Annotated in this window: 22 protein-coding genes; 15 read left to right on the forward strand and 7 right to left on the reverse strand. The window is 74.0% G+C overall.

The window, feature by feature from the left end; translation table 11 throughout:
* The 5 genes from ACZ7N4_RS10060 to ACZ7N4_RS10080 all read left to right on the forward strand — a co-directional run bounded on the left by ACZ7N4_RS10060 (position 1) and on the right by ACZ7N4_RS10080 (position 6,077).
* On the forward strand, positions 1–2,469 hold the full coding sequence (locus ACZ7N4_RS10060; protein ID WP_471355894.1) for a hypothetical protein: 2,469 nt from the start codon (positions 1–3) through the stop codon (positions 2,467–2,469).
* A 137-nt stretch (positions 2,470–2,606) separates the two neighbouring features.
* Positions 2,607–3,536 (forward strand): ABC transporter ATP-binding protein, encoded by a 930-nt coding sequence (locus ACZ7N4_RS10065; protein ID WP_471355897.1) that lies wholly within the window; start codon positions 2,607–2,609, stop codon positions 3,534–3,536.
* The gene (locus ACZ7N4_RS10070; RefSeq protein ID WP_471355901.1) at positions 3,533–4,273 is read left to right on the forward strand and encodes an ABC transporter permease; all 741 of its coding nucleotides are present in this window, start codon (positions 3,533–3,535) and stop codon (positions 4,271–4,273) included. Before ACZ7N4_RS10065 ends, ACZ7N4_RS10070 begins: the two co-directional genes overlap by 4 nt.
* 5 nt (positions 4,274–4,278) lie before the next feature.
* On the forward strand, positions 4,279–5,466 hold the full coding sequence (locus tag ACZ7N4_RS10075; RefSeq protein WP_471356188.1) for a sensor histidine kinase: 1,188 nt from the start codon (positions 4,279–4,281) through the stop codon (positions 5,464–5,466).
* Positions 5,463–6,077 (forward strand): response regulator, encoded by a 615-nt coding sequence (locus tag ACZ7N4_RS10080; protein WP_471355903.1) that lies wholly within the window; start codon positions 5,463–5,465, stop codon positions 6,075–6,077. Before ACZ7N4_RS10075 ends, ACZ7N4_RS10080 begins: the two co-directional genes overlap by 4 nt.
* Before the next feature lie 9 nt (positions 6,078–6,086).
* Here ACZ7N4_RS10080 and ACZ7N4_RS10085 read toward each other — a convergent pair whose 3' ends face one another.
* Complete coding sequence (locus ACZ7N4_RS10085; protein WP_471355905.1) at positions 6,087–6,953, reverse strand: transglutaminase family protein; 867 nt, start codon at positions 6,951–6,953, stop codon at positions 6,087–6,089.
* A 29-nt stretch (positions 6,954–6,982) separates the two neighbouring features.
* Positions 6,983–8,104 (reverse strand): GNAT family N-acetyltransferase, encoded by a 1,122-nt coding sequence (locus ACZ7N4_RS10090; RefSeq protein WP_471355908.1) that lies wholly within the window; start codon positions 8,102–8,104, stop codon positions 6,983–6,985.
* 140 nt (positions 8,105–8,244) lie between these two features.
* Between ACZ7N4_RS10090 and fdxA the strand changes: the two genes are divergently transcribed.
* Positions 8,245–8,565, forward strand: a complete 321-nt coding sequence (fdxA, locus tag ACZ7N4_RS10095) for a ferredoxin (protein ID WP_014674796.1) — start codon at positions 8,245–8,247, stop codon at positions 8,563–8,565.
* A gap of 126 nt (positions 8,566–8,691) precedes the next feature.
* Positions 8,692–9,789: a bifunctional succinyldiaminopimelate transaminase/glutamate-prephenate aminotransferase gene (locus tag ACZ7N4_RS10100; RefSeq protein ID WP_471355913.1), complete on the forward strand. Its 1,098-nt coding sequence runs from the start codon at positions 8,692–8,694 to the stop codon at positions 9,787–9,789.
* 103 nt (positions 9,790–9,892) lie between these two features.
* Here the strand turns inward: ACZ7N4_RS10100 and ACZ7N4_RS10105 are convergent, their stop codons facing one another.
* Positions 9,893–10,345: an ATP-binding protein gene (locus ACZ7N4_RS10105; protein WP_471355915.1), complete on the reverse strand. Its 453-nt coding sequence runs from the start codon at positions 10,343–10,345 to the stop codon at positions 9,893–9,895.
* A 311-nt stretch (positions 10,346–10,656) separates the two neighbouring features.
* Positions 10,657–11,652: a VldE C-terminal domain-containing protein gene (locus ACZ7N4_RS10110; protein WP_471355917.1), complete on the reverse strand. Its 996-nt coding sequence runs from the start codon at positions 11,650–11,652 to the stop codon at positions 10,657–10,659.
* A gap of 99 nt (positions 11,653–11,751) precedes the next feature.
* On the opposite strand from ACZ7N4_RS10110, the gene dapE reads away from it, so the two are divergent.
* Positions 11,752–12,831 carry a succinyl-diaminopimelate desuccinylase gene (gene dapE / locus ACZ7N4_RS10115; protein WP_471355919.1) on the forward strand — a complete coding sequence of 360 codons (1,080 nt, stop codon included), beginning with the start codon at positions 11,752–11,754 and terminating at the stop codon, positions 12,829–12,831.
* 108 nt (positions 12,832–12,939) lie between these two features.
* Positions 12,940–13,698 carry an LOG family protein gene (locus ACZ7N4_RS10120; protein WP_471355922.1) on the forward strand — a complete coding sequence of 253 codons (759 nt, stop codon included), beginning with the start codon at positions 12,940–12,942 and terminating at the stop codon, positions 13,696–13,698.
* Positions 13,699–13,749: 51 nt separating this feature from the next.
* On the opposite strand, the gene folP is transcribed toward ACZ7N4_RS10120, so the two are convergent.
* A complete protein-coding gene (folP, locus tag ACZ7N4_RS10125; RefSeq protein ID WP_471355924.1) occupies positions 13,750–14,610 on the reverse strand; it encodes a dihydropteroate synthase in 861 nt (286 codons plus the stop codon).
* A gap of 137 nt (positions 14,611–14,747) precedes the next feature.
* Between folP and ACZ7N4_RS10130 the strand changes: the two genes are divergently transcribed.
* Positions 14,748–15,122, forward strand: a complete 375-nt coding sequence (locus ACZ7N4_RS10130) for a DivIVA domain-containing protein (RefSeq protein WP_471356191.1) — start codon at positions 14,748–14,750, stop codon at positions 15,120–15,122.
* On the forward strand, positions 15,119–15,706 hold the full coding sequence (locus ACZ7N4_RS10135) for a DNA-3-methyladenine glycosylase I (protein ID WP_471355928.1): 588 nt from the start codon (positions 15,119–15,121) through the stop codon (positions 15,704–15,706). Before ACZ7N4_RS10130 ends, ACZ7N4_RS10135 begins: the two co-directional genes overlap by 4 nt.
* Positions 15,707–15,715: 9 nt before the next feature.
* Here ACZ7N4_RS10135 and chcB read toward each other — a convergent pair whose 3' ends face one another.
* Positions 15,716–16,519, reverse strand: coding sequence for a 2-cyclohexenylcarbonyl CoA isomerase (chcB, locus tag ACZ7N4_RS10140; protein WP_471355930.1), 804 nt, complete (start codon positions 16,517–16,519; stop codon positions 15,716–15,718).
* Positions 16,520–16,892: 373 nt separating this feature from the next.
* On the opposite strand from chcB, the gene ACZ7N4_RS10145 reads away from it, so the two are divergent.
* Positions 16,893–17,060, forward strand: coding sequence for a DUF3117 domain-containing protein (locus tag ACZ7N4_RS10145; RefSeq protein ID WP_018544333.1), 168 nt, complete (start codon positions 16,893–16,895; stop codon positions 17,058–17,060).
* Positions 17,061–17,253: 193 nt separating this feature from the next.
* Here the strand turns inward: ACZ7N4_RS10145 and ACZ7N4_RS10150 are convergent, their stop codons facing one another.
* Positions 17,254–17,952: an O-methyltransferase gene (locus tag ACZ7N4_RS10150; RefSeq protein WP_471356193.1), complete on the reverse strand. Its 699-nt coding sequence runs from the start codon at positions 17,950–17,952 to the stop codon at positions 17,254–17,256.
* Between the two features lie 234 nt (positions 17,953–18,186).
* Between ACZ7N4_RS10150 and sigE the strand changes: the two genes are divergently transcribed.
* From sigE to ACZ7N4_RS10165, 3 genes are all read left to right on the forward strand, one after another.
* Positions 18,187–18,900: an RNA polymerase sigma factor SigE gene (gene sigE / locus ACZ7N4_RS10155; protein ID WP_467926625.1), complete on the forward strand. Its 714-nt coding sequence runs from the start codon at positions 18,187–18,189 to the stop codon at positions 18,898–18,900.
* Complete coding sequence (locus ACZ7N4_RS10160) at positions 18,897–19,976, forward strand: zf-HC2 domain-containing protein (RefSeq protein WP_471355935.1); 1,080 nt, start codon at positions 18,897–18,899, stop codon at positions 19,974–19,976. The genes sigE and ACZ7N4_RS10160 overlap by 4 nt, the downstream gene beginning before the upstream one ends.
* A 131-nt stretch (positions 19,977–20,107) precedes the next feature.
* The gene (locus tag ACZ7N4_RS10165; RefSeq protein WP_471355938.1) at positions 20,108–21,892 is read left to right on the forward strand and encodes a S1C family serine protease; all 1,785 of its coding nucleotides are present in this window, start codon (positions 20,108–20,110) and stop codon (positions 21,890–21,892) included.
* The last annotated feature ends 8 nt before the right edge of the window (positions 21,893–21,900 follow it).

Here is a 21,900-nt window from a genome sequence, read left to right on the forward strand (position 1 = left end):
TTGAGTCGTGAAACTGACACTCCGTCCTCCGGGCCCAACGGGCGCGGCGGAGCCGCATACCCCTCCGGCACGCCGCCGTACGGGACCCCCTTGGCTTCCGACGACGGTACGGGCGCGGGCCGTTCGGGCACGCGCCCGGAGGAGAAGAAGACCGAGACCACGCTGACGACCCGGATCCGGATCAACATCCCCGGGTCCCGGCCCATCCCGCCGGTCGTCATGCGCAAGCCCGTCGGGGACGGCGAGGGCTCCGCGGACGAGGCGCCCGCCGCCGAGCCGCGGCCCGCGGCCGACCGGACGCCCGCCGCTGCCGCCCCCGAGGCCCCGGCGGAGTCCGGCGCCCAGGCGGAGGAGAAGACCAGCGACTGGTTCGCGCCCCGCAAGTCCTCGGCCCCCAAGGGCGGTCCGGGCGGTGGCGGCACGAACGGCGCCGGGATCCCCGGGGGTTCCGCCGCGTCCGCCGCGCCCGCGGGATCCACCGCGCCCTCGGGATCCGCCGGATCCGCCGCGCCGTCCGGTGTGCCGGGCGGCCGTCCGGGTGGTCCGGGAGCCTCCGGCGCCGCCGGTACCACCGGCGCGCGCCCCGGCGGTGGCCGTCCCGGCGGTGTGGTCGGCTCCATGAGCGTGCCGGGCGGCCCCCGCTCCGGCGCTTCGAACGGCAAGGGCCTGCCCGGCGCCACCGGCGGCCCCGTCGCCCCGGGACACGGCGGCGGCACGGGCTCCTTCGACGTGACCGAGGCGCTGACCGCGGGCCCGCTGTCCGGCGGCTCCCGCCCGGGCCCCGCGGGCTCCGGCGAGCCCCGCCGGGACGGCCTGCCGTACTTCGCGGAAGGCCACCCGGACGGTGCCGGCCAGGACGGCTTCGGCGCCGGTGCGTCGGGTGCCGCCGGTCAGGACGGCTTCGGTGGCGGTGCGGCCGGCGCGCACGGGCGCGACGGCTTCGCCGGTGCCACGGGCGGTGCCCACGGGCACGGCGGCCCCGGCGGCGCCAGCGGCTTCAACGGACCCGGCGGCCACGGCGGCACCGGCGGCCCGCAGGGTCCGGCCGGTCCCACCGGCGGCCCGGTCACCGGCGACGGCACCCTCGTCCCGCCGGCCGCCGGCGGCGGCCCCGGCAGGGGGCCGGGCGAGCCCTTCGACGGCCCGGCGGTCGCCGGCTTCCCCGGCCGGAGCACCCCGCCGGCCCGCAGCGCCCTCACCGACATCGCCGACCTCGACGGCCCGGCCGGCGGTCCCGGCGGCCGGGGCGGACCCGGCGCCGGTCCGGCGGGCCGCGGCCCCGGGGGCGGGTTCGGCGACGACACCGCGATCCTCACCCCGCAGAAGCCGGCCCCGGAGCCCGGCACGCCCGGCTACCGCTCCCCGGCCGCCGACAACGTCTCCGGGCACACCGTCACCAGCGGCATCCCGGTCGTCCCGAACGCGGGCAAGCCCCCCTTCGGCACCCAGCCCGGCGGCCCGGCCGCGCCCGCCGCGCCGCGGCCGGAGCAGGCCGCCGCGCCCAAGAAGGCGGCCAAGCCCAAGAAGAAGGGCCGCAGCAAGCTGATGCTGCTCGCCGTCGGCGTGGTCGTCCTCGCGGGCGGTGCCTACGGCGCCGGGCTGCTGATGAACCGCACCGACGTGCCCAAGGGCACCACCGTGCTCGGTGTCGACATCGGCGGCGGCACCCGTGACGACGCCGTCAAGAAGCTGGACGACGCCTTCGGCAGCCGGGTGAACAAGCCGCTGAAGCTGTCCGTGGGCGGCAGGACGGTCAGCCTCGCGCCGGGGAACGCGGGCCTCCAGTTCGACTACCAGGCCACGGTGAGCGAGGCCGCCAAGAGCGACTACAACCCGGTCCACGTCGTCGGCTCGCTCTTCGGGCAGAAGCGCGTGGTCGAGCCGGCCATGCCGGTGGACGAGGAGAAGCTGCAGGCGGCCCTGCAGCAGGCCGGCGGCGGCTCCGGCTCGGTCACCGACGGCACCATCACGTTCCGCTCCGGCAAGGCCGTGGCCGTCTACGGCAAGGCGGGCCAGGCCATCGACGCCGGCCGCGCGACCGACGCGGTCGAACAGGCCTACCGCAGGCTGGTGGAGACGGACACCGCGGCCCCGGTCACCGTGCCGACCACCACCAAGCAGCCCACGGTGTCGAACGCCGAGGTCGACCGGGTGATGAACGACTTCGCGAAGCCCGCGATGTCCGGCCTCGTCCGGGTGCAGACCGACGCGGTGCACAGCATCCCGTTCGGCCCGCTGTCCCTGCCGAAGATCATCAGCTTCAAGGCGGTCGACGGCAAACTCGTGGACACGTACGACCTGAAGGCGCTCAAGGCGGCCTACGGCAGCACCTTCGACGGCGTACGGATCCAGACCGCGACCGGGAAGCGGGGTGTGCTGCCGCAGGACGTGGTCGCCGCCCTGCGCAAGGCGCTGCGCGGCAAGACGGCGGCCGAGCGGGTCGGGGTCATCGACACCAACCCCGGCTAGCCGCCTGTTTCGAGGGGCGCCCTCCCCGGGGGCGCCCCCTCGGCACGTCCGTCACCCCGGCCGCATGACATCTGTCATCCGGCACGGAGGACCCCCGACACTGCCGCGCCCCGGGCCCTCCCGGCCAGCATGGACCCATGACGACGACAGCGGCACCGGCCACCACCACCCCGGTGGTCGGGTTCGACCAGGTGACCAAGACGTACGGAAGCGTGCGGGCCGTCGACGGCCTCTCGCTCCGGCTGTACCCGGGCGAGACCGTCGCCCTCCTCGGCCCGAACGGAGCGGGCAAGTCCACCACCCTGGACCTGCTCCTAGGGCTCAAGCACGCCGACAGCGGCTCGGTGAGCCTGTTCGGCACCGGCCCGCGCGAGGCGATCGTCGCCGGCCGGGTCGGCGCCATGCTGCAGAGCGGCGGGCTGATGGACGGGGTCACCGTCGCCGAACTGGTCAAGCTGGCCTGCTCGCTGCACCCGCGGCCGTACCCGGTGTCCGAGGTGCTGGCCCGCGCGGGCATCGCCCAGATCGCCGACCGCAAGGTGGACAAGCTCTCCGGCGGCCAGGCCCAGCGGGTCCGGTTCGCCCTGGCCACCGCCGGCGACAGCGACCTGATCATCCTGGACGAGCCGACCACCGGCATGGACGTCACCGCCCGCCAGGCCTTCTGGGCCACCATGCGGGAACAGGCCGACCAGGGCCGTACGGTGCTCTTCGCCACCCACTACCTGGAGGAGGCCGACGCCATCGCCGACCGGGTGCTGGTGCTGCACCGCGGGCGGCTCCTCGCCGACGGCACGGCCGCCGAGATCAAGGCGAAGGCGGGCGCGCGGCGGATCTCCTTCGACCTGGAGGGCGCCATCGACGAGGGCGCCCTGCGCGGACTGCCCTTCCTCACCTCGCTCGACGTGTCCGGCCAGACCGTGCGCGCCCAGTCCACCGACGCCGACGCGACCGTGCACGCCCTGTACGGCCTCGGTCTCTACCCCCGCAATCTCGAAGTCGCCGGGCTCGGTCTGGAGCAGGCCTTCGTCGCCATCACGGAGGCCGAGGAGGCCCGGCAGTCATGAACGCCCTCATCAAGCTCGAACTGGCCCGCGCCCTGCGGAACAAGAAGTTCCTGTTCTTCTCGGTGCTCTACCCCTCGATCATCTACCTGATCTTCTCCAGCAGCACCGGCCCGTCCGGGAAGGTCGACGGCACCGACTTGACCGTGGCCACCTACCTGATGGTCTCCATGGCCTCCTTCGGCGCCCTGACCGCCGTCCTGATGGGCAACAGCGAGCGCATCGCCAAGGAGCGCGAGAGCGGCTGGGTACGGCAGCTGCGGCTGACCCCGCTGCCCGGGCGCGGCTACGTCCTCGCCAAGACCGCGAGCGCCGCCGTGGTGAGCCTGCCGGCCATCGTCGTGGTGTTCGCCGTCGCCGCCGGGATCAAGGACGTACGCCTGGACGCCTGGCAGTGGCTCGCGCTCACCGGGGTCATCTGGGCCGGCAGCCTCGTCTTCGCCGCGCTCGGCGTCGCCATCGGCTACCTCGCCTCCGGGGACGCGGTGCGCCCGATCACGATGATCGTGTACTTCGGCCTGTCGCTCCTCGGCGGCCTGTGGATGCCGTCCACGGGCTTCCCGCAGTGGCTCCAGGACATCGCCCGGTGGCTGCCCACCCACGCGTACGCTGCCCTGGGACGCGCGATCGAACAGAGCCAGGCACCGCACGCGCAGGACATCGCCGTCCTCGCCGTCTCCTTCGTCCTCTTCGCGGGCGGCGCGGCCTGGCTGTACCGGAAGGACACGCTGAAGGCGTGAGCACGATGAGGGAAGACCCGCACACCGGGATGCCGAACCACGCGCCCGTGGGCTGGCCGCCCCGCAACCGGCGCGAGCTGCTCGTCAAGACGCTGTGGATCGGGGTCTGGCTGGTCTTCCTCAGCTCACCGGTCGGGGACCTGGTGAGCGGCGGGCACTCCACCGGCGCCACCGTGGCCGGGGCGGCCGGTCTCACCGTCTTCGTCGGGGTCTATCTGACGCTGGTCTACCGCAACATGGGCCGGCCGTTGGCCCCGCGTGTGGTGCTCACCCTGGGCGGCATCCTCGGGGTGCTCGCCCCCGTCCTGGCGTACACCCTCGGCGGCGCCTGGCTGGGCCTGTTCGTCTACCTGTCGGTCGCGTGGGGGGCCACCCTGCCGCTGCGGGCGGCGTACTGGGCCATCCCGGCCTCCGCCGTGGCGATGTACCTGATCGGCCTGCGCCTCGGCGAGAACAAGGAGGCGCGGGGCCTGGTCGTGCTGGTGCTCCTCATCGGGTTCGCGATGACGGGCGTCGGCCAACTCGTGCGCACCACCATCGCGTTGCGCAAGGCGCGGGCCACCGTCGCCCAGCTGGCCGCCAACGAGGAACGCCTCCGTCTCGCCCGCGACCTGCACGATCTACTCGGCCACTCGCTGTCGCTGATCACGCTGAAGAGCGAGCTGGCCGGCCGGATGCTGCCCGACCACCCCGACAAGGCGGCCCGGCAGGTCGCCGACATCGAACAGGTCAGCCGGCAGGCCCTGGTCGACGTCCGGGAGGCCGTCACCGGCTACCGGCGGCCCCGGCTCGCCGCCGAACTCGCCGGCGCCCAGGTCGCCCTGACCGCCGCCGGAGTCGTCGCGGACACACCCGCAGAAGTCGACCTCGACGGCGTCGGGGAGGACGCCGAGTCCGCGCTCGCCTGGGCGCTGCGCGAGGCGATCACCAACGTGGTCCGGCACAGCGGCGCCGACCGCTGCGCCATCCGGCTGCTGCGCCGCCAGACCCTGGACGGTCCGGTGCTCGAACTCTGCGTCGAGGACAACGGATCCGGTGGTTCCGGTACGGGTCCCGGCAACGGCCTGACCGGGCTGACCGAGCGGCTGGAGAAGGCCGGCGGCACCCTGGAGGCGGGCCGGTCCAGGCACGGGTTCCGGCTGCTCGCCCGCGTCCCCACGGACTCCGCGGCCGACGTAGGATCCGGGGCATGACGAGCACGATCAAGGTCCTTCTCGCCGAGGACCAGTCGATGGTCCGCGAGGCGCTGGCCGCGCTGCTCGGCCTGGAGGACGACATCGAGGTCGTCGCCCAGGTCGCGCGCGGCGACGAGGTGCTCGCGGCCGTCGGCGCGCACGGCGTGGACGTCGCGCTGCTCGACATCGAGATGCCCGGCTGCACCGGCATCGAGGCCTGCGCCCGGGTGCACCGGGAGTACCCGCGGGTCAAGCTGGTCGTCCTCACCACCTTCGGCCGGCCCGGCTACCTGCGCAGCGCCATGGAGGCGGGCGCCGACGCCTTCCTCGTCAAGGACGCGCCGGCCGCCCAGCTCGCCGAGGCGATCCGCAAGGTGCTGACCGGCGAGCGGGTCATCGACCCCACGCTGGCCGCCGCCGCGCTCGCCGAGGGCGCGAACCCGCTCACCGAGCGCGAACGCGAGGTGCTCCGGGCGGCGGCCGACGGCTCCACCAACGCCGAACTGGCCCGCGCCCTCCACCTCTCCCAGGGCACGGTCCGCAACTACCTGTCGACCGCCATCCAGAAACTGGCGGTACGCAACCGGGCGGAGGCGGTACGGATCGCCCGGGACAAGGGATGGCTCTGAGGGATCCGCTCAGTTGAGCTTCGCCCGCGCCGTCCCCGCCTCCTGCCGCACCTTCCGCGCCGCCGACTCGTCCACCACCTCGATCAGGTCGGCGTAGTACTCCATCTCCTCGGCGCCCGCCACGAACTGTCCGCGCTGTACGAGCAGTTGCCCGTGTTCATAGCGCAGCCGGGCCGGATGGGAGGGGATGAGCAGCGCCAACTCCACGGCCCGCAGCGCGACGTCCGACCGCTCCGGCCGCGCCGCCGCCCAGGCCCGGATGTTGTTCAGGACGCGCTGGACGACCTCCAGCGGGGGTGCCGGCTCCAGCATCGAGGGGTGCAGCGGCGCGCCCGTGGCACCCACCACCAGCAACTCGGCGTCCGTCCCGGTCAGCACCCGGCCCGCGTCGAACGGGTCGGCCAGCACCTGCTCGGCCGCCGTGCCGAACCCGACCACGAAGTGCCCGGGCAGCGCGACCCCGTACACCGGGGCCCCCGCGCGGCGCGCGACCTCCAGCCACACCACCGACAGCAGGATCGGCAGCCCGCGCCGCCGCCGCAGCACCTCGTGCAGCAGGGAGGACTCCAGGCGCTGGTAGTCGCCCGGTGTGCCGTGGAACCCGTGGCGGGTGCCGAGCAGCCGGCTCACGGCCTCCGCCCACGCGCGCGGCCCGCCCGGCCGGTACGGCAGCTCGCCCGCCAGCCGGTCCAGCTCCGCCTGCGCGGTGTCGATGCCGGCCTCGTCCAGCGAGCCGTCCGTCTCCGCGCCGATCAGCAGGCACAGCGCCGACAGGTCCGGCCGCTCGGACCGGGCCTCCTCGGCGAAGCGCCGCCGCAGCTCGGCGGAGCGCTCCGGCGGGGGCGGATACGGGGGCGGCAGATGGGGGTGACGCATGCCAGGCTCATGCCCTTCCACGGCGGGTTCTACGGGCGTGCGGGGCCGGCGGTCGCCTCCGGCCCCCGCGCTGCCCCGGGCTGACGGCCGGACCCGGGCTCCTCGGGCGCCCGGTAGTGGTGGTAGGCGTGGTGCGGCAGGAAGCCGAGCGCCCGGTACAGCGCCCGGCCGCCCTCGTTGTCCGTCTCCACCTGGAGCCAGGCCGCCGAGGCGCCCTCGTCCAGGGCGCGCCGGGCCAGCGCGGCCATCACCTCGCCGGCCAGCCCCCGCCGGCGCCGGCCGGGGTCCACCTCGACGGCGGCGAACCCGGCCCAGCGCCCGTCCACGACACACCGCCCGATCGCCGCCGGAGGCTCGCCCTCCGCCGCACCGGGCACGGAGGCGAACCACACCGACGGCCCGGACCCGAGCACCCGCAGGGCCACCTCGCTCGCCCCCTTGCGCCGGTACCGCGCGAGCCATGCCTCGTCCGCCGTCCGGGACAGGACCACCCCCGTGCCCGCGGCCCGGTCCGCGACCGGCGCCAGGGCCCCGGTCCACACCTCGGCGGTCACCTCCCGCACCCAGCCGCGCCGCTCCAGCTCCGCGCACAGCAGCTCCTGGGTGCCCTCGGCGCCGGTCGCGGTCTGCACGTAGGCGGGCAGGCCACGCGCGTCGTACCAGCGTCGTACGGCCGCCAGGGCCGCGTCGAGCGGAAGACCGGGATCACCGAGCGGCAGCACACTGTTGGCCCGCCGGGTGAAGCCCGCCCGGCGCCCGACCACCACCCCGGCCGGACCTGCTTCGCACGGCACCTCCTCGACGGCGGCCCGCAGTTCCCACTCCCCGAGCCGCTCGCTCTCCACCGGCCGCCACGCGCGCGCGGCGATGTGCGCGAGTTCCGGGTACGTGGCGGAGGGCCCCCTCCGCCGCGCCGGAGCCGCCGGCACCACCTTGCCCGCGACCAGCGTGGTTTCCGGAATCCGTACCCGTTCCCCGTCCCGCCGTGTGATCATGAGCACGCCACCGTCCCATGATGTGAGAACACCCACCGTGTCAGTGAACTTCTCCGATCCGGAACCGGTTTCGCCCAAGCGCCGTACAGAGACCCGTTTCCCCACGTCAGCAGGGGTGATTCGGACCTCCAGGCGTCCTTTCGCCGAGAATTCCACCGGTCAGTTCACCCCTCCTGTTCGGATCATGCTCCGGAACGGAGATACTAGGGGCGGGCATCGACGACGCCGCGCTCCCGCGCGCCAGGCGGCGGAGCCTGAGGAGGCCCGCCAGCGCCCTATCGAGGAGGAACGACAGCGTGACCTACGTCATCGCGCAGCCTTGTGTCGACGTCAAGGACAAGGCGTGCATCGAGGAGTGCCCGGTCGACTGCATCTACGAGGGCCAGCGGTCCTTGTACATCCACCCGGACGAATGCGTCGACTGTGGTGCCTGTGAGCCGGTCTGCCCGGTCGAGGCGATCTTCTACGAGGACGACGTCCCGGAGGAGTGGAAGGACTACTACAAGGCGAACGTCGAGTTCTTCGACGAGCTGGGCTCGCCCGGCGGTGCCAGCAAGCTGGGGCTGATCGAGCGCGACCACCCCTTCGTCGCCGCGCTGCCGCCGCAGGGCGAGTGACCGTCTAAGCGCCAGGCGGCCGCCCGCGAACGCGCCGCCTCGGTCCCGTACGGCCCCGATCACCCCGATCACCGCCGCACGGGACCGAGGCGTTTGCCGCACCGTACGAAAGTGAGCCCGATTCCCGTGTCCGCAGTCTCCGACCGGCTCCCCGCCTTCCCCTGGGACAAGCTGGCCCCGTACAAGAAGACGGCCGCGGCCCACCCGGACGGCATCGTCGACCTCTCCGTGGGCACCCCGGTCGACCCGGTCCCCGACCTGGTCCAGAAGGCCCTGATCGACGCGGCCGACTCCCCGGGCTACCCGACGGTCTGGGGCACCCCCGCCCTGCGCGACGCGATCACCGGCTGGCTGGAGCGCCGCCTCGGTGCCCGCGGGGTCACCCACCACCACGTCCTGCCGGTCGTCGGCTCCAAGGAACTGGTCGCCTGGCTGCCGACCCAGCTCGGCCTCGGCCCCGGCGACCGGGTCGCCTACCCGCGCCTGGCCTACCCCACCTACGAGGTCGGCGCCCGCCTGGCCCGCGCGGACCACGAGGTCTACGACGACCCGCGCGAGCTGGACCCGTCGAACCTGAAGCTGCTCTGGCTGAACTCCCCGTCCAACCCGACGGGCAAGGTGCTGTCGAAGCAGGAGCTGACCGACATCGTCGCCTGGGCCCGCGCCCACGGCGTCCTCGTCCTCTCCGACGAGTGCTACCTGGAGCTGGGCTGGGAGGCCGACCCGGTCTCCGTCCTGCACGCGAACGTCAACGGCGGCTCGTACGACGGCATCGTGGCCGTCCACTCCCTCTCCAAGCGCTCCAACCTGGCGGGCTACCGCGCGGCCTTCGCCGCCGGCGACCCGGCGGTCCTCGGCCCGCTGCTGGAGATCCGCAAGCACGGCGGCATGATGACCTCCGCGCCGACCCAGGCGGCGGTCGTGGCCGCGCTGTCCGACGACACCCACGTCCACGAGCAGCGCGAACGCTACGCGGCCCGCCGCGAGGCCCTGCGCGCGGCCCTCCTCGCCCGCGGCTTCCGCATCGAGCACAGCGAGGCCAGCCTCTACCTGTGGGCCACCCGGGACGAGTCCTGCTGGACCACGGTCGCCGACCTCGCCGAGCGGGGCATCCTGGTGGCACCGGGCGACTTCTACGGCACGGCCGGCGAGAACCACGTCCGCGTCGCCTTCACGGCGACGGACGAGCGCGTACGAGCAGCGGTCGCCCGCCTGACGGCGTGACGCGGCCGGGCGCCGCCGGCGCCCGCCGAGGCCGGCACCGCGTACACAAAGGCCGACGGGGCCCAGGAGACTGCCTGGGCCCCGTCGGCGTGTGCGGCGTGGGTCAGCCGCCCAGCGGCAGCCCCTTGGCCGACAGGGAGTCCGTCGGCAGGCCGCCCTTGGTGAGGGAGTCCGTCGGCAGCCCGCCCTTCGTCGCGCCGGAGGCGGTGTCCCCCAGGACACTCCCGGCCGTCCCGGCCGCGTCCCCCGCGGCCTTCTGCGCCACGGGCGTCGTCTTCTTCACGGCGCCGCCGCCGGTCTTGCCCGCGGCCGGCACGGTCTGCTCGACCGCCTTGCCGCCCGCGTGGCCCGCGAGCGAGGTGGCGCCCTGCGCGACACCGTCGACGGTGTTGCCGGCGTGCGCGGCGTCCAGGGCGGTCAGACCGCCCAGGTTCGGGGTGGCCGCCGGCAGATTCGTGGCCGCTCCGGCGGAGCCGGCCGCACCGACCCCGGCAGCCGCTCCCGCTGCGACGAGCAGCGCGGCACGGGCGATACGGCGGGTCAGAGGGAGGGACATGATGCTCCATTCGACGGGAGAGAACGGTCTGGGTGTCCGGGAACCGTGTCCGGCTCGGACGCCGTGACTACCGCTCGAAGCCCGCGAAGGTTGCGGACGCCTCAGGTAAAGAATGGATAACGCATCGCATTATCAGGTGTGGATAAAAACGGGCAAAGAACGTCCGGCCGCCCGCGTGCAGAATCCTTCCGGCCCTGCAATGCCAAGGGGTTCCGCGCCTCGTGCCGCACCCGCCCGGACGGCCGGGCGCCGCCGCGCCGCGCAACCCGCCGGAGTGAGCGGCCGTACTCCTGTCCGGTCTCCTGTCCGGTCTACTGCCGGGTCACGATCCGCACCGACCCCAGGGACTGCTCCGCCCCGCCGGCCCCCTCGGAACCGGCCGCCCGCCACGCGTCGCTCTCGCTCCCCGCGGTCCACACCCGCCCCGCGTACGACACCCGCTCGATGTGCAGCGCCGAGGAGTTGGCGACCGCCCACTCGGCCAGCTGCCAGCCCCGCGCCCTCTCGCCACGCTCGGTCGTGGCCGTCCTCCCGCCGCCCTGGCGCACCGGAACCGTCACCGTCCGCCCGTGCGCGGTCGCGGTCACGCTCGGCGACGGGGACGGCGACGGCACGGGCGTCCCGCCCACCACCGCGCCGGTCTCCTGCAGCGCGTCCCGCCCGAAGTCGCGTACCAGCGCGTCCCGTACCGCGTCGGGACCGGTCGCCGAGGCGGTGCGCTCCGGGCGTCCGTCGCAGGTCAGCGTGGCCGCGGCCTGTCCGGTCAGGGCCGCCGCGAGCAGCGTGGCGTCCCGCTCGTGCTTGGCGTACGCCTCCGGGTAACCGCTGCGCTGCACCCGCTGCGCGGCCACCGTCAGCGGCAGAGCGGTGTAGTCCGGCACCTTGGCCAGATGCGCGTAGAAGATGCCCGCCGCGTACGACGGGTCCATGATCTGCTCGTCGGTGCCCCAGCCCTGCGAGGGGCGCTGCTGGAACAGGCCCAGCGAGTCCCGGTCGCCGTGCTCGATGTTGCGCAGCCCCGACTCCTGCAGGGCGGTCGCCAGCGCGATCGTCACGGCCCGCTCGGGCATCCCGCGTCCGGTGCCCACGGCGGCGATCGTCGCCGCGTTCACCGCCTGCTCGGGCGTGAACTCGTACGACGCCCCGTCGCCGGAGGCCGACACCACCTTGCAGCCGCGCGCTCCGCCACCTCCGGTGACGTACTGCACCACGAGGTACGCGGCGACACCGCACAGGACCAACAGGGCCGCGGAGACACGCAAGAGGCGACCGCGGCGCTTGGGACGGGTGGGGGACGGCTCTGACACGCGTACAAGGTACTGGAGCCCCGCCCACCCCTCGCGGGGGGTTCAGCGGCGCGCTGCGCCCCACCCTGCCCCCGTCAGGGGCGCGCTAGGGTCGAGGCCATGGCCGACACCACGCTTGACCTCACGCTGGACGCCGCCGCGCTCACCGCGCGGCTCGTGGACTTCCCCTCCGAGAGCGGCACCGAGAAGCCGCTCGCGGACGCCATCGAGACCGCCCTGCGCGCCCTGCCGCACCTGACCGTCGACCGCCACGGCAACAACGTGATCGCCCGCACGAACCTGGGCCGCGCCGAACGCGTGGTCCTGGCCGGTCACATCGACACCGTGCCCATCGCGGACAACGTGCCCTCGCGGCTCGACGCGGACGGCGTGCTGTGGGGCTGCGGCACCTGCGACATGAAGTCGGGCGTGGCGGTACAGCTGCGCATCGCGGCCACGGTCCCCGCCCCCAACCGGGACCTGACCTTCGTCTTCTACGACAACGAGGAGGTCGCCGCCCACCTCAACGGCCTGGGGCATGTCGCCGAGGCCCACCCCGAATGGCTGGCGGGCGACTTCGCGGTGCTGCTGGAGCCCTCCGACGGCGAGGTGGAGGGCGGCTGCCAGGGCACGCTGCGGGTGCTGCTGAAGACCAAGGGCGAGCGGGCCCACTCCGCGCGCGGCTGGATGGGCTCCAACGCGATCCACGCGGCCGCCCCCGTCCTGGCCCGCCTGGCCTCCTACGAGGCGCGCCGGCCGGTCATCGACGGCCTGGAGTACCGCGAGGGCCTGAACGCGGTGCGGATCGGCGGGGGAGTGGCCGGGAACGTCATCCCGGACGAGTGCGTGGTGACGGTCAACTTCCGCTACGCCCCCGACCGCACCGAGCAGGAGGCGATCCGGCATGTCCAGGAGGTGTTCGCGGACTGCGGTGTGGAGGAGTTCGTGGTGGACGACCACAGCCCCGGCGCGCTGCCCGGCCTCTCCCAGCCGGCCGCCGCGGCCTTCATCGAGGCGGTCGGCGGCACCCCGCGGCCCAAGTTCGGCTGGACGGACGTGTCCCGTTTCTCCGCGCTCGGCATCCCGGCGGTCAACTACGGCCCCGGCAACCCGCTCCTGGCGCACAAGCGGGACGAGCGCGTGGACACCGCGAAGATCCTCGCGGGCGAGGAGCGGCTGCGGAACTGGCTCACCGCGTGAGGCCCCGCCGGACGGCCCCGCCGCACGCCGGACATGCTCGGTTCCCCCCTCCGTGCCCCGGGTGGATCTAGTCTGAGATCGAACTACCGGCAAGCGGAGGGAGCGCACATGGCTACCGGCAACCCCGAGGGGAAGAAGCAGCCGCCGGACGAGCAGCGGCTCGGACCGGTCCTCCGACGGCGGGGCCAGGTGACGGCCAGCACGACCGACCAGCGCCTGCTGGACGAGCGCGCCCCCACCGACTGGGTGCACACCGACCCCTGGCGGGTCCTGCGCATCCAGTCGGAGTTCATCGAGGGCTTCGGCACGCTGGCCGAACTCCCGCCCGCCATCAGCGTCTTCGGTTCGGCGCGGACACCGGTGGACTCACCGGAGTACGACGCGGGGGTGCGGCTCGGGCGCGGGCTGGTGGAGGCCGGCTGGGCGGTCATCACCGGCGGCGGCCCGGGAGCCATGGAGGCGGCCAACAAGGGGGCGTGCGAGGCGGGCGGCACCTCGGTCGGCCTCGGCATCGAGCTGCCCTTCGAGCAGGGGCTCAACCCGTACGTCGACATCGGTCTCAACTTCCGGTACTTCTTCGTACGAAAAATGATGTTCGTCAAATACGCCCAGGGGTTCGTGGTCCTTCCCGGCGGCCTCGGCACCCTCGACGAACTCTTCGAGGCCCTGACCCTGGTCCAGACCCAGAAGGTCACCCGCTTCCCGATCGTCCTGTTCGGCACCGAGTACTGGGGCGGCCTGGTGGACTGGCTGCGGAACACGCTGGTGGCCCAGGGCAAGGCGGCGGAGAAGGATCTGCTGCTCTTCCACGTGACGGACGACGTGGCGGAGGCGGTGGCCCTGGTCTCCAAGGAGGCGGGCCGCTGACACGGCGCCTCACCCCCCGGGGGCCCGCCCCCCGGGGCTCGGCCCCGGGCGTCAGGCCAGACCCCGCCGCGCCACCGCGGGGGGCCGGTGACCGGCGATGGACGCCACCATGTCCAGCACCTGGCGGGTCTCCGCCACCTCGTGCACCCGGTACACCTGCGCCCCGAGCCACGCGGAGACCGCGGTCGTCGCCAACGTACCGATCAGCCGTTCCTTCACCGGCCGGTCCAGTGTCTCGCCGACGAAGTCCTTGTTGGACAGCGAGACCAGCACCGGCCAGCCCGTGGCCACCATCTCGTCCAGCCGCCGCGTCGCCTCCAGGCTGTGCCGGGTGTTCTTCCCGAAGTCGTGCCCGGGATCGATCAGCACGGACTCCCGCGGCACACCGAGCGCCACCGCCCGCTCGGCCAGCCCCACGGTCACATCGAGGACGTCGGCCATGATGTCGTCGTACGTCACCCGGTGCGGACGCGTCCGCGGCTCCACACCCCCGGCATGCGTGCACACCAGCCCCGCCCCGTACCGCGCCGCGACCTCCGCGAGCCCGGGGTCGACCCCGCCCCACGCGTCGTTCAGCAGATCCGCGCCGGCCTCGCACACCGCCTCGCCGACCTCGGCCCGCCAGGTGTCCACACTGATGACCACGTCGGGGAACCGGCGCCGTACCTCCGCGACGAAACCGACCGTCCGGCGCGCCTCCTCCTCGGCCGTGACCTCCTCGCCGGGCCCGGCCTTGACCCCGCCGATGTCGATGATCGCGGCACCCTCGGCCACCGCCTGCTCCACCCGGGCGAGGGCCGGCTCGTCGAGGAAGGTGGCTCCCCGGTCGTAGAAGGAGTCCGGCGTCCGGTTGACGATCGCCATGATCACCGGCTCGTGCGGGCCGAATTCCCGCCTGCCCAGCCTGAGCATCCGCTGTGACCTCTCCTAGTACGTTCCGCAGTACGGCCGCCTGTGACCCTAACTGTCGGAGTCGCATGGCACGATCGGACCCTGACAGATTCGGCATCCGGCACAGCGTCCGGTACGAGCGTGGGGACCCCGAGGCGATGATGATGTTCCTGTTCCTGGTCGTCGCGCTGGCCGTCGTGGTCGCCGCGGTGACCCTGGCCGTGGTGGGCGGCGGCGAGAGCGCCCCGCTCCCCGAGGCGGCACCGGAGCGCCTGCAGGACCCGCTGCCCGCCGACCGCCCGGTGGACGCCGCGGACGTGGAGAGCCTGCGGTTCGCGGTCGCCCCGCGCGGCTACCGCATGGCCGACGTGGACGACGCCCTCGGCCGGCTCGGCGCGGAACTGGCGGAGCGGGACGCCCGCATCGCCGACCTGGAGTCCGCGCTGGCCGGCGCCAGAGCCGCCGCCACGCACCCGCACCCCGCACCGCACGCCCAGCCGGAGACGGGCGAGGGCCCGGAGGACCGGCGATGAGCACCAGAGCGGCCGTCGCCGGGCCGGACGGGGCGCTGCGCTGCCCCTGGGCGCTGTCCACCGACGACTACGTGGCGTACCACGACGAGGAGTGGGGCCGACCGGTCCACGGCGACGACGCCCTGTTCGAGCGGCTCAGCCTGGAGGCCTTCCAGTCCGGCCTGTCCTGGATCACCATCCTGCGCCGCCGCCCGGGCTTCCGCGCGGCCTTCGCCGGATTCCGCATCGAGAAGGTCGCCGCCTTCACCGACACCGACCGCGAGCGCCTCCTGGCCGACCCGGGCATCATCCGCAACCGCGCCAAGATCGACGCCACCCTCGCCAACGCCCGCGTCCTCGCCGACTGGGCCGAGGGCGACCTGGACGAGCTGATCTGGTCCCACGCCCCCGACCCGGCGACCCGCCCGGCCCCCAGGACGCTCGCGGACGTCCCGGCGGTCACTCCGGAGTCGACCGCGCTCTCCACGGCCCTGAAGAAACGGGGCCTGAGATTCGTCGGCCCGACGACGGCGTACGCGCTGATGCAGGCGTGCGGGCTGGTCGACGACCACCTGGAGACCTGCGTGGCCCGCAACGCCCGGTGAGGGGGCGGTTCACCGCCCCAGGTACTTGGGCCGCTCCTTGTTCACGAACGCCTGCACGGCGATGGCGTGGTCCTCGGACCGCCCGGCCCGGGTCTGCAGCTCGTCCTCCTTCTCCAGCGTCTCCGTGAGCGAGTGCGTCAGCCCGTAGGCCACCGCCTCCTTGATCGCCGCGTACGCCACCGTCGGCCCCTCCGCCAGTGCCCGCGCCACCTTCTCCGCCTCGGCGCGCAGTTCCGCGGCGGGGACGACCCGGTTGGCGATGCCCAGCTCCAGCGCGTCCTGGGCGCTGATGCTGCGCGGGAAGAGCAGCAGGTCGGCGGCGCGGCTCGGGCCGATCACCCGGGGCAGCGTCCAGGAGATGCCGGAGTCGGCGGTGAGGGCCACCCCGGCGAACGACGTGTTGAAGGAGGCGGTGTCGGCGACGACGCGGTAGTCCGCGGTGAGCGCGAAGCCGAAGCCGGCCCCGGCCGCGACGCCGTTCACCGCCGCCACGACGGGCTTCGCCGCCCCGGCGAGGGCCCGCACGATCGGGTTGTAGTGCTCCCTGACCGTGCTCATCGTCTGCCCGGACCCGGTCTCCCGGTCCTGGGCGAGCAGCCCGATGTGCTCCTTGAGGTCCTGGCCCACGCAGAACGCCCGCTCCCCGGCGGCGGTCAGCAGAATCGCCCGTACGGCCGTGTCGGCGGCCGCCGATTCCGCCGCCTCGCGGAGGGCGACCTTGGTCGCGATGTTCAGCGCGTTCATCGCCTCCGGGCGGTTCAGCGTGATCGTCGCGAGTCCGTCGCTCACCTCGTAGAGCACGGTGTCGGCCATGGCGGATCCCCTCCGGTGCAGCGGCTGGTGGCGTACCGCTCGGTACGCCCATGTCTGAGGACAGCATGGCGGAGATCGCCGTCCAGGAGCCGGACCGGACGTGTGACCTGCGTCAAAGAAATCCGGAGCGGAACGCGTCGGCGGATCTTCGCGCGGTGGCGCAGTATCGCAGTCACATCGCCGAATTGGGTGGTTTTGCTCGCGCGCGTTGCCCAAGCGATGCCGACCGATGTTGGTCATCGGGTCGTGCGATGCGGGATAATGGCTGGGAAGCAATGTGTTCGATGCCGGTGTCGCGTGTCCGTTTCGGATGGCGGGTGCCCTTCCGGGGCCGTCGGCAGACGATGAGCTGGTTTCAGGAAGGGGAACGAGCATGGCGGCCATGAAGCCGCGGACGGGTGATGGCCCGCTCGAGGTGACCAAGGAGGGGCGGGGCATCGTCATGCGCGTTCCGCTCGAAGGCGGCGGTCGACTCGTCGTCGAGCTGACCCCTGACGAGGCCGAGGCGCTCGGAGACGCCCTCAAGAAGGTCGTCGTCTGACGTCCCAGCGATCAGTCCTTCCGGCTGCCCCGGCATCGCATACGGTGCCGGGGCAGCCGCGTTCGGACGCCCCGGCCGCGGGCCTCACCGTCGACCCTCACCGGTCGCCTGTCACGGTTCGCTGCCACGGTTCGCTGTCACCGTTCGCCCGTCTCGGTTCGCCCGTCTCGGTTCGCCTGTCGGCGTCTGACCGTCAGCGTTTGACGGCGCACAGCAGGCCGTCGCCCACCGGCAGCAGCGAGGAGACCAGCTCCTGGCTCTCCCGGACCGTGCGCAGCAGCTCGCGCAGCCGCAGCACCTCGGTCGGCTGCGGCCCCGAGTCGACCGTACGGCCGCCCGCGAAGACGCCCTCGAAGACCACCAGACCGCCCGGTCGGAGCAGCCGCAACGATTCACCGAGGTAGTCCGGGTACTCGAGGCGGTCCCCGTCGCAGAAGACGAGGTCGTAGCCGGCGTCCGCGAGACGCGGGAGCACGTCCAGGGCGCCGCCGGGGATGAACCGGGCCCGGTTGCTGGCGAAGCCGCAGAGGCGGAAGGCCTGCCGGGCGAACTGCTGGTGCTCCGGCTCCGGGTCCACCGTGGTGAGCACCCCGTCCGGCCGCATCCCGTGCAGCAGATGGATCCCGGAGACCCCGCAGCCCGTGCCGATCTCCGCGACCGCCTTCGCGTCCACGGAGGCGGCGAGCAGGCGCAGCGCGGCGCCCGTGCTGGGCGACACCGAGCGCAGCCCTGCCTCGCGGGCCCGGTCGCGGGCCCAGTGCAGCGCTTCGTCCTCGGCGACAAAGGCGTCGGCGAACGCCCAGCTCGTCTGCCGGTTGCCGGTAATGACCCTCTCCTGTCCCCGTGGTTGCCTGGGCGTGACTGTATCCGTTGCCGACGGGAACCCGCAGATGGGACCGGGCGTTTAAGGGGAAGAGCCGGTGGTCGGGGACGCGACGGGGGGCGAGAGGTGGATCGGGGCGCCGAGCAACTGCTGACGCAGCGGCATGAGCCGTATCAGCGAGTATCAAATTCTCGTAAAACCGCTTATCCGGAGCTAACGGGCGAGGTGGCTATGGTAGGGGCTCCACTGGACACCACCAGAGCCGACAGGGGAGGTGCGGCTGCGCCCGGGGACCGGGGCGGAGTGCTGCGGCGCTTCCTCGGGTCGGCGGGCAGGCCGAAATCCGTGACCGACACCGCTGCTGACAGCCACGCCGCCGGTCTCGCCGCAGGCGAGACCCAGACCGCGACCTTCGCCACCGACGCGGACGGCCAGGCGTGGACTCCGCCCACGTGGGACGAGATCGTCAGCACGCACAGCGGCCGTGTCTACCGGCTCGCCTACCGCCTGACGGGCAACCAGCACGACGCCGAGGACCTCACCCAGGAGGTCTTCGTCCGCGTCTTCCGTTCCCTGTCCACGTACTCGCCGGGCACCTTCGAGGGCTGGCTGCACCGCATCACCACGAACCTCTTCCTGGACATGGTCCGGCGCAAGCAGCGCATCCGCTTCGACGCCCTCGGCGAGGACGCGGCCGAGCGCCTGCCCAGCCGCGAGCCCACCCCGCAACAGCTGTTCAACGACGCCCACTTCGACGCCGACGTCCAGCAGGCCCTCGACACCCTCGCGCCCGAGTTCCGCGCCGCCGTCGTCCTCTGCGACATCGAAGGACTGTCGTACGAGGAGATCGCCGCGACCCTCGGCGTGAAGCTCGGCACCGTCCGCTCCCGTATCCACCGCGGCCGGTCCCAGCTCCGCAAGGCCCTCGCGCACCGCTCCCCGGAGGCCCGCGCGGCCGAGCGGCGCTCCTTCCTGGCCCGGGTCCCCGCTCTGGGGGGAGGGGGCGCGACCGCGTGAGTGGATCTCGGCCGAAACCTGTCGAGGCACGCCTCGCAGAGCAGCACCTGGGAGACCGGCTCTCCGCCCTGGTGGACGGAGAGCTGGGTCACGAGACGCGTGAGCGTGTCCTCGCGCACCTGGCCACCTGCGCCCGGTGCAAGGCGGAGGCGGACGCCCAGCGCGCGCTGAAGAACGTCTTCGCGGAGGCGGCCCCGCCGCCGCCCTCGGCGAACTTCCTGGCCCGCCTCCAGGGTCTCCCCGGGGGAGGTGACCTGGACGGCGGCGGCGCGCCGTCACCCGGGGGCGGACTCCTCGGCGGAGGCCACGGCACCGGACCCGCCGGAGCAACCGGACCGTCGGGATCCCCCCGATCCTCCGGATCCCCCGGGACTTTCGGGGTGAGGCGCGGCGAGCGCCTTCCCTTCGGCTACGCCGCCGCCCGTCCCCACGGCTTCGCCCCGTCCGACGCGGACCGTCCGGCCGCCCCGGACGACCGCGGCTTCCGCATCCATCCCGTCGGACGACCGGACGACGGCCGCTCGGGCTCGCGCGGGCTGCGCTTCGCGTTCGCCGCCGCCGGCGCGGTGTCCCTGGCCGCGGTCGCCCTCGGCGGCGTGACCACCGTCCTCCCCGGCGACCTGACCACCGATGCCCGGAGCGGTTCCGGCGCGGGCAGCAATGTGGTTCCGGCCCGCTCGGCGGGCACCGGCTCCGGCGGGGGCGTGGCCACACCGGACAGCCAGCGCCGCCGCCCGGTGGGACCGCTGCTGGCCCAGGGCGGCATGCTCGCCGGCCCGGCCCCGGTGGTACCGACCACCCTGTCCGCGCCGCTGCTGCCCGGGGTGCCGGACCCCGCCGCCGGGCAGGGCCGCACCGAGGCGGTGCGCGGCCTGACCGCGCCGCTGCTGGCCGGTGCGGCGGCCGTCGCCCCGCTGATACGCCGGCTCGACGAGGCCGTGGCCCTTCCGCTCAGCGACTGGTCCACCGCTCCCGGAGTCACCGGCTCCGGCCTGCTGTCCGCCCCCGTCCCCGACACCACCCCCGCTCCCTCGGCCTCGCCGGCCGCTCCCGCCACGCCCCGGCAGTCGCCCTGACCGGACACTGCGCCACGGCCCGCGAACCTGGTTGAATCCTGGGAGGCCGTGCCCGCGGCGACGACCCGGGCCGGCAGTCGATGTGCCATGGCCGCGGCAGCGCGCGGTCACGGCCCAGCCGTGGGGAGAGCATGAACGAGGGGAACCGTGTCCCGCCGGTGGACGGACCGGAGGGAGCGGCGGGGGTGACACCGGCCTACCGGACCGTGGGCGGGGCGGGCGCCGGGGGCGCCGTACCGCAGGCCGCGGAAACCGACGGCGACTTCGAACTGGCCGAGCCCACACCGCTGCCACCGGCCGGCGCCTACGCGGAGGACACCGGGGCGGCCGGGGGGCCCGCGCTGGCCGGGGACAACGCGGTGGCCGGGGAGTCCGCCTGGTCGGCTCCGGCCGAGCGGCCCAGGCCGCTGCACGACCCCGACCCGTACAGCACCCCGCCCTACGGCGAGCCCGGCCCCTGGGCGCCCGCGCCCCCGGTCCAGCGCCCGGCGGCCACTCCGGCCCACGGCACGACCGCACCGGCGCTCGCGGCCCCGCCGGCACTCGCGCCCACGGTCCCCGCACCAGCGCCCGCGCCCGGGGTCCCCGTGCCGGGCGTCCCGGCGGCCGGCACGGGGTCGCAGACCGGCGACTCCGTGCCGCACACCGCCGACTCCGTGCCGCAGGGCGGCGGCTCCGGGGCGCGGGAGGCCGGCCCCTGGGGCCGTTACGACCCCTGGGCCGCCGGTTCCGCCGCGGAGCAAGCGCCGGCCCGGGCGCCGCTGCAGCAGACCGGCGCCGCGGTGCCGACACAGCAGCAGCGCCGCAGGAGCGCGCGGCGGTTCCTGCTCGCGTGGACCCTGGTCGTCGCCGTGGTCGCCGCGGGCATCGGCGGAGCCGTCGGCGCCTATGTGGAGCGCGAGGGCCTCGGTGACGACGTACGGCTGCCGCAGGCCGGGAGCGTGCCGGCCGGGCGGGCACCGGACAGCGTGGCCGGGATCGCCGCCCGTGCCCTGCCCAGCGTGGTCACCCTGCATGTCAGAGGGGCCGACGAGGCAGGCACCGGCACCGGCTTCGTGCTCGACGGCGAGGGGCACATCCTCACCAACAACCACGTGGTCGAGCCCGCCGGGTCGGGCGGCGAGATATCCGTGACCTTCAGCAGCGGTGACACCGTCAGGGCGAAGGTCGTCGGCCGGGACAGCGGCTACGACCTGGCCGTGGTCCAGGTGCACGGCGTCCACGGACTCACCCCGCTGCCGCTCGGCAACTCCGACGACGTCAGGGTCGGCGACCCGGTCGTGGCCATCGGCGCCCCCTTCGACCTCGCGAACACGGTCACCTCCGGCATCATCAGCGCCAAGGAACGGCCCATCACGGCCGGCGGGGAGAAGAGCGACGGCAGCGACGTGTCGTACGTCGACGCCCTCCAGACCGACGCCCCCATCAACCCGGGCAACTCCGGCGGTCCGCTGCTCGACTCCCGGGCCCGGGTCATCGGCATCAACTCCGCCATCCGCTCGGCCGGCAGCGGCACCGACTCCGACGGCGGCCAGGCCGGTTCCATCGGACTCGGCTTCGCCATACCCGTCAACCAGGCCAGACGCGTCGCCGAGGAGCTGATCAACGACGGCCGGGCCACCCACCCGGTGATCGGCGTCACCCTCGACATGGGCTACACCGGTGACGGCGCCCGGATCGACGACAAAAGCGCCGGCGGCGGTCCCGCCGTCCTGAGGGGCGGCCCGGGCGAGCGGGCCGGTCTCAAGGCGGGCGACGTCATCAGGGAGGTCGGCGGGGAACGCGTCCACACCGGCGAGGAACTGATCGTCAAGATCCGCGCCCACCGGCCCGGTGACCGGCTGCGGCTGACGGTCGACCGCGACGGAACCGAACGGGAGGTGTCACTCGTGCTGGGCGCCTCGGAGCAGAACTGACACAAGTC

It is taken from the genome of Streptomyces sp. NPDC107654, assembly GCF_055639035.1.

Excerpts from the sequence above, each read along its gene's own strand:
- ACZ7N4_RS10065 (WP_471355897.1), top strand. The coding sequence starts at position 2,607 with ATGACGACGACAGCGGCACCGGCCACCACCACCCCGGTGGTCGGGTTC.
- ACZ7N4_RS10070 (WP_471355901.1), top strand. The coding sequence starts at position 3,533 with ATGAACGCCCTCATCAAGCTCGAACTGGCCCGCGCCCTGCGGAACAAG.
- ACZ7N4_RS10075 (WP_471356188.1), top strand. The coding sequence starts at position 4,279 with ATGAGGGAAGACCCGCACACCGGGATGCCGAACCACGCGCCCGTGGGC.
- ACZ7N4_RS10080 (WP_471355903.1), top strand. The coding sequence starts at position 5,463 with ATGACGAGCACGATCAAGGTCCTTCTCGCCGAGGACCAGTCGATGGTC.
- ACZ7N4_RS10085 (WP_471355905.1), bottom strand. The coding sequence starts at position 6,953 with ATGCGTCACCCCCATCTGCCGCCCCCGTATCCGCCCCCGCCGGAGCGC.
- ACZ7N4_RS10105 (WP_471355915.1), bottom strand. The coding sequence starts at position 10,345 with ATGTCCCTCCCTCTGACCCGCCGTATCGCCCGTGCCGCGCTGCTCGTC.
- dapE (WP_471355919.1), top strand. The coding sequence starts at position 11,752 with ATGGCCGACACCACGCTTGACCTCACGCTGGACGCCGCCGCGCTCACC.
- ACZ7N4_RS10120 (WP_471355922.1), top strand. The coding sequence starts at position 12,940 with ATGGCTACCGGCAACCCCGAGGGGAAGAAGCAGCCGCCGGACGAGCAG.
- folP (WP_471355924.1), bottom strand. The coding sequence starts at position 14,610 with ATGCTCAGGCTGGGCAGGCGGGAATTCGGCCCGCACGAGCCGGTGATC.
- ACZ7N4_RS10130 (WP_471356191.1), top strand. The coding sequence starts at position 14,748 with ATGATGATGTTCCTGTTCCTGGTCGTCGCGCTGGCCGTCGTGGTCGCC.
- ACZ7N4_RS10135 (WP_471355928.1), top strand. The coding sequence starts at position 15,119 with ATGAGCACCAGAGCGGCCGTCGCCGGGCCGGACGGGGCGCTGCGCTGC.
- chcB (WP_471355930.1), bottom strand. The coding sequence starts at position 16,519 with ATGGCCGACACCGTGCTCTACGAGGTGAGCGACGGACTCGCGACGATC.
- ACZ7N4_RS10145 (WP_018544333.1), top strand. The coding sequence starts at position 16,893 with ATGGCGGCCATGAAGCCGCGGACGGGTGATGGCCCGCTCGAGGTGACC.
- ACZ7N4_RS10165 (WP_471355938.1), top strand. The coding sequence starts at position 20,108 with ATGAACGAGGGGAACCGTGTCCCGCCGGTGGACGGACCGGAGGGAGCG.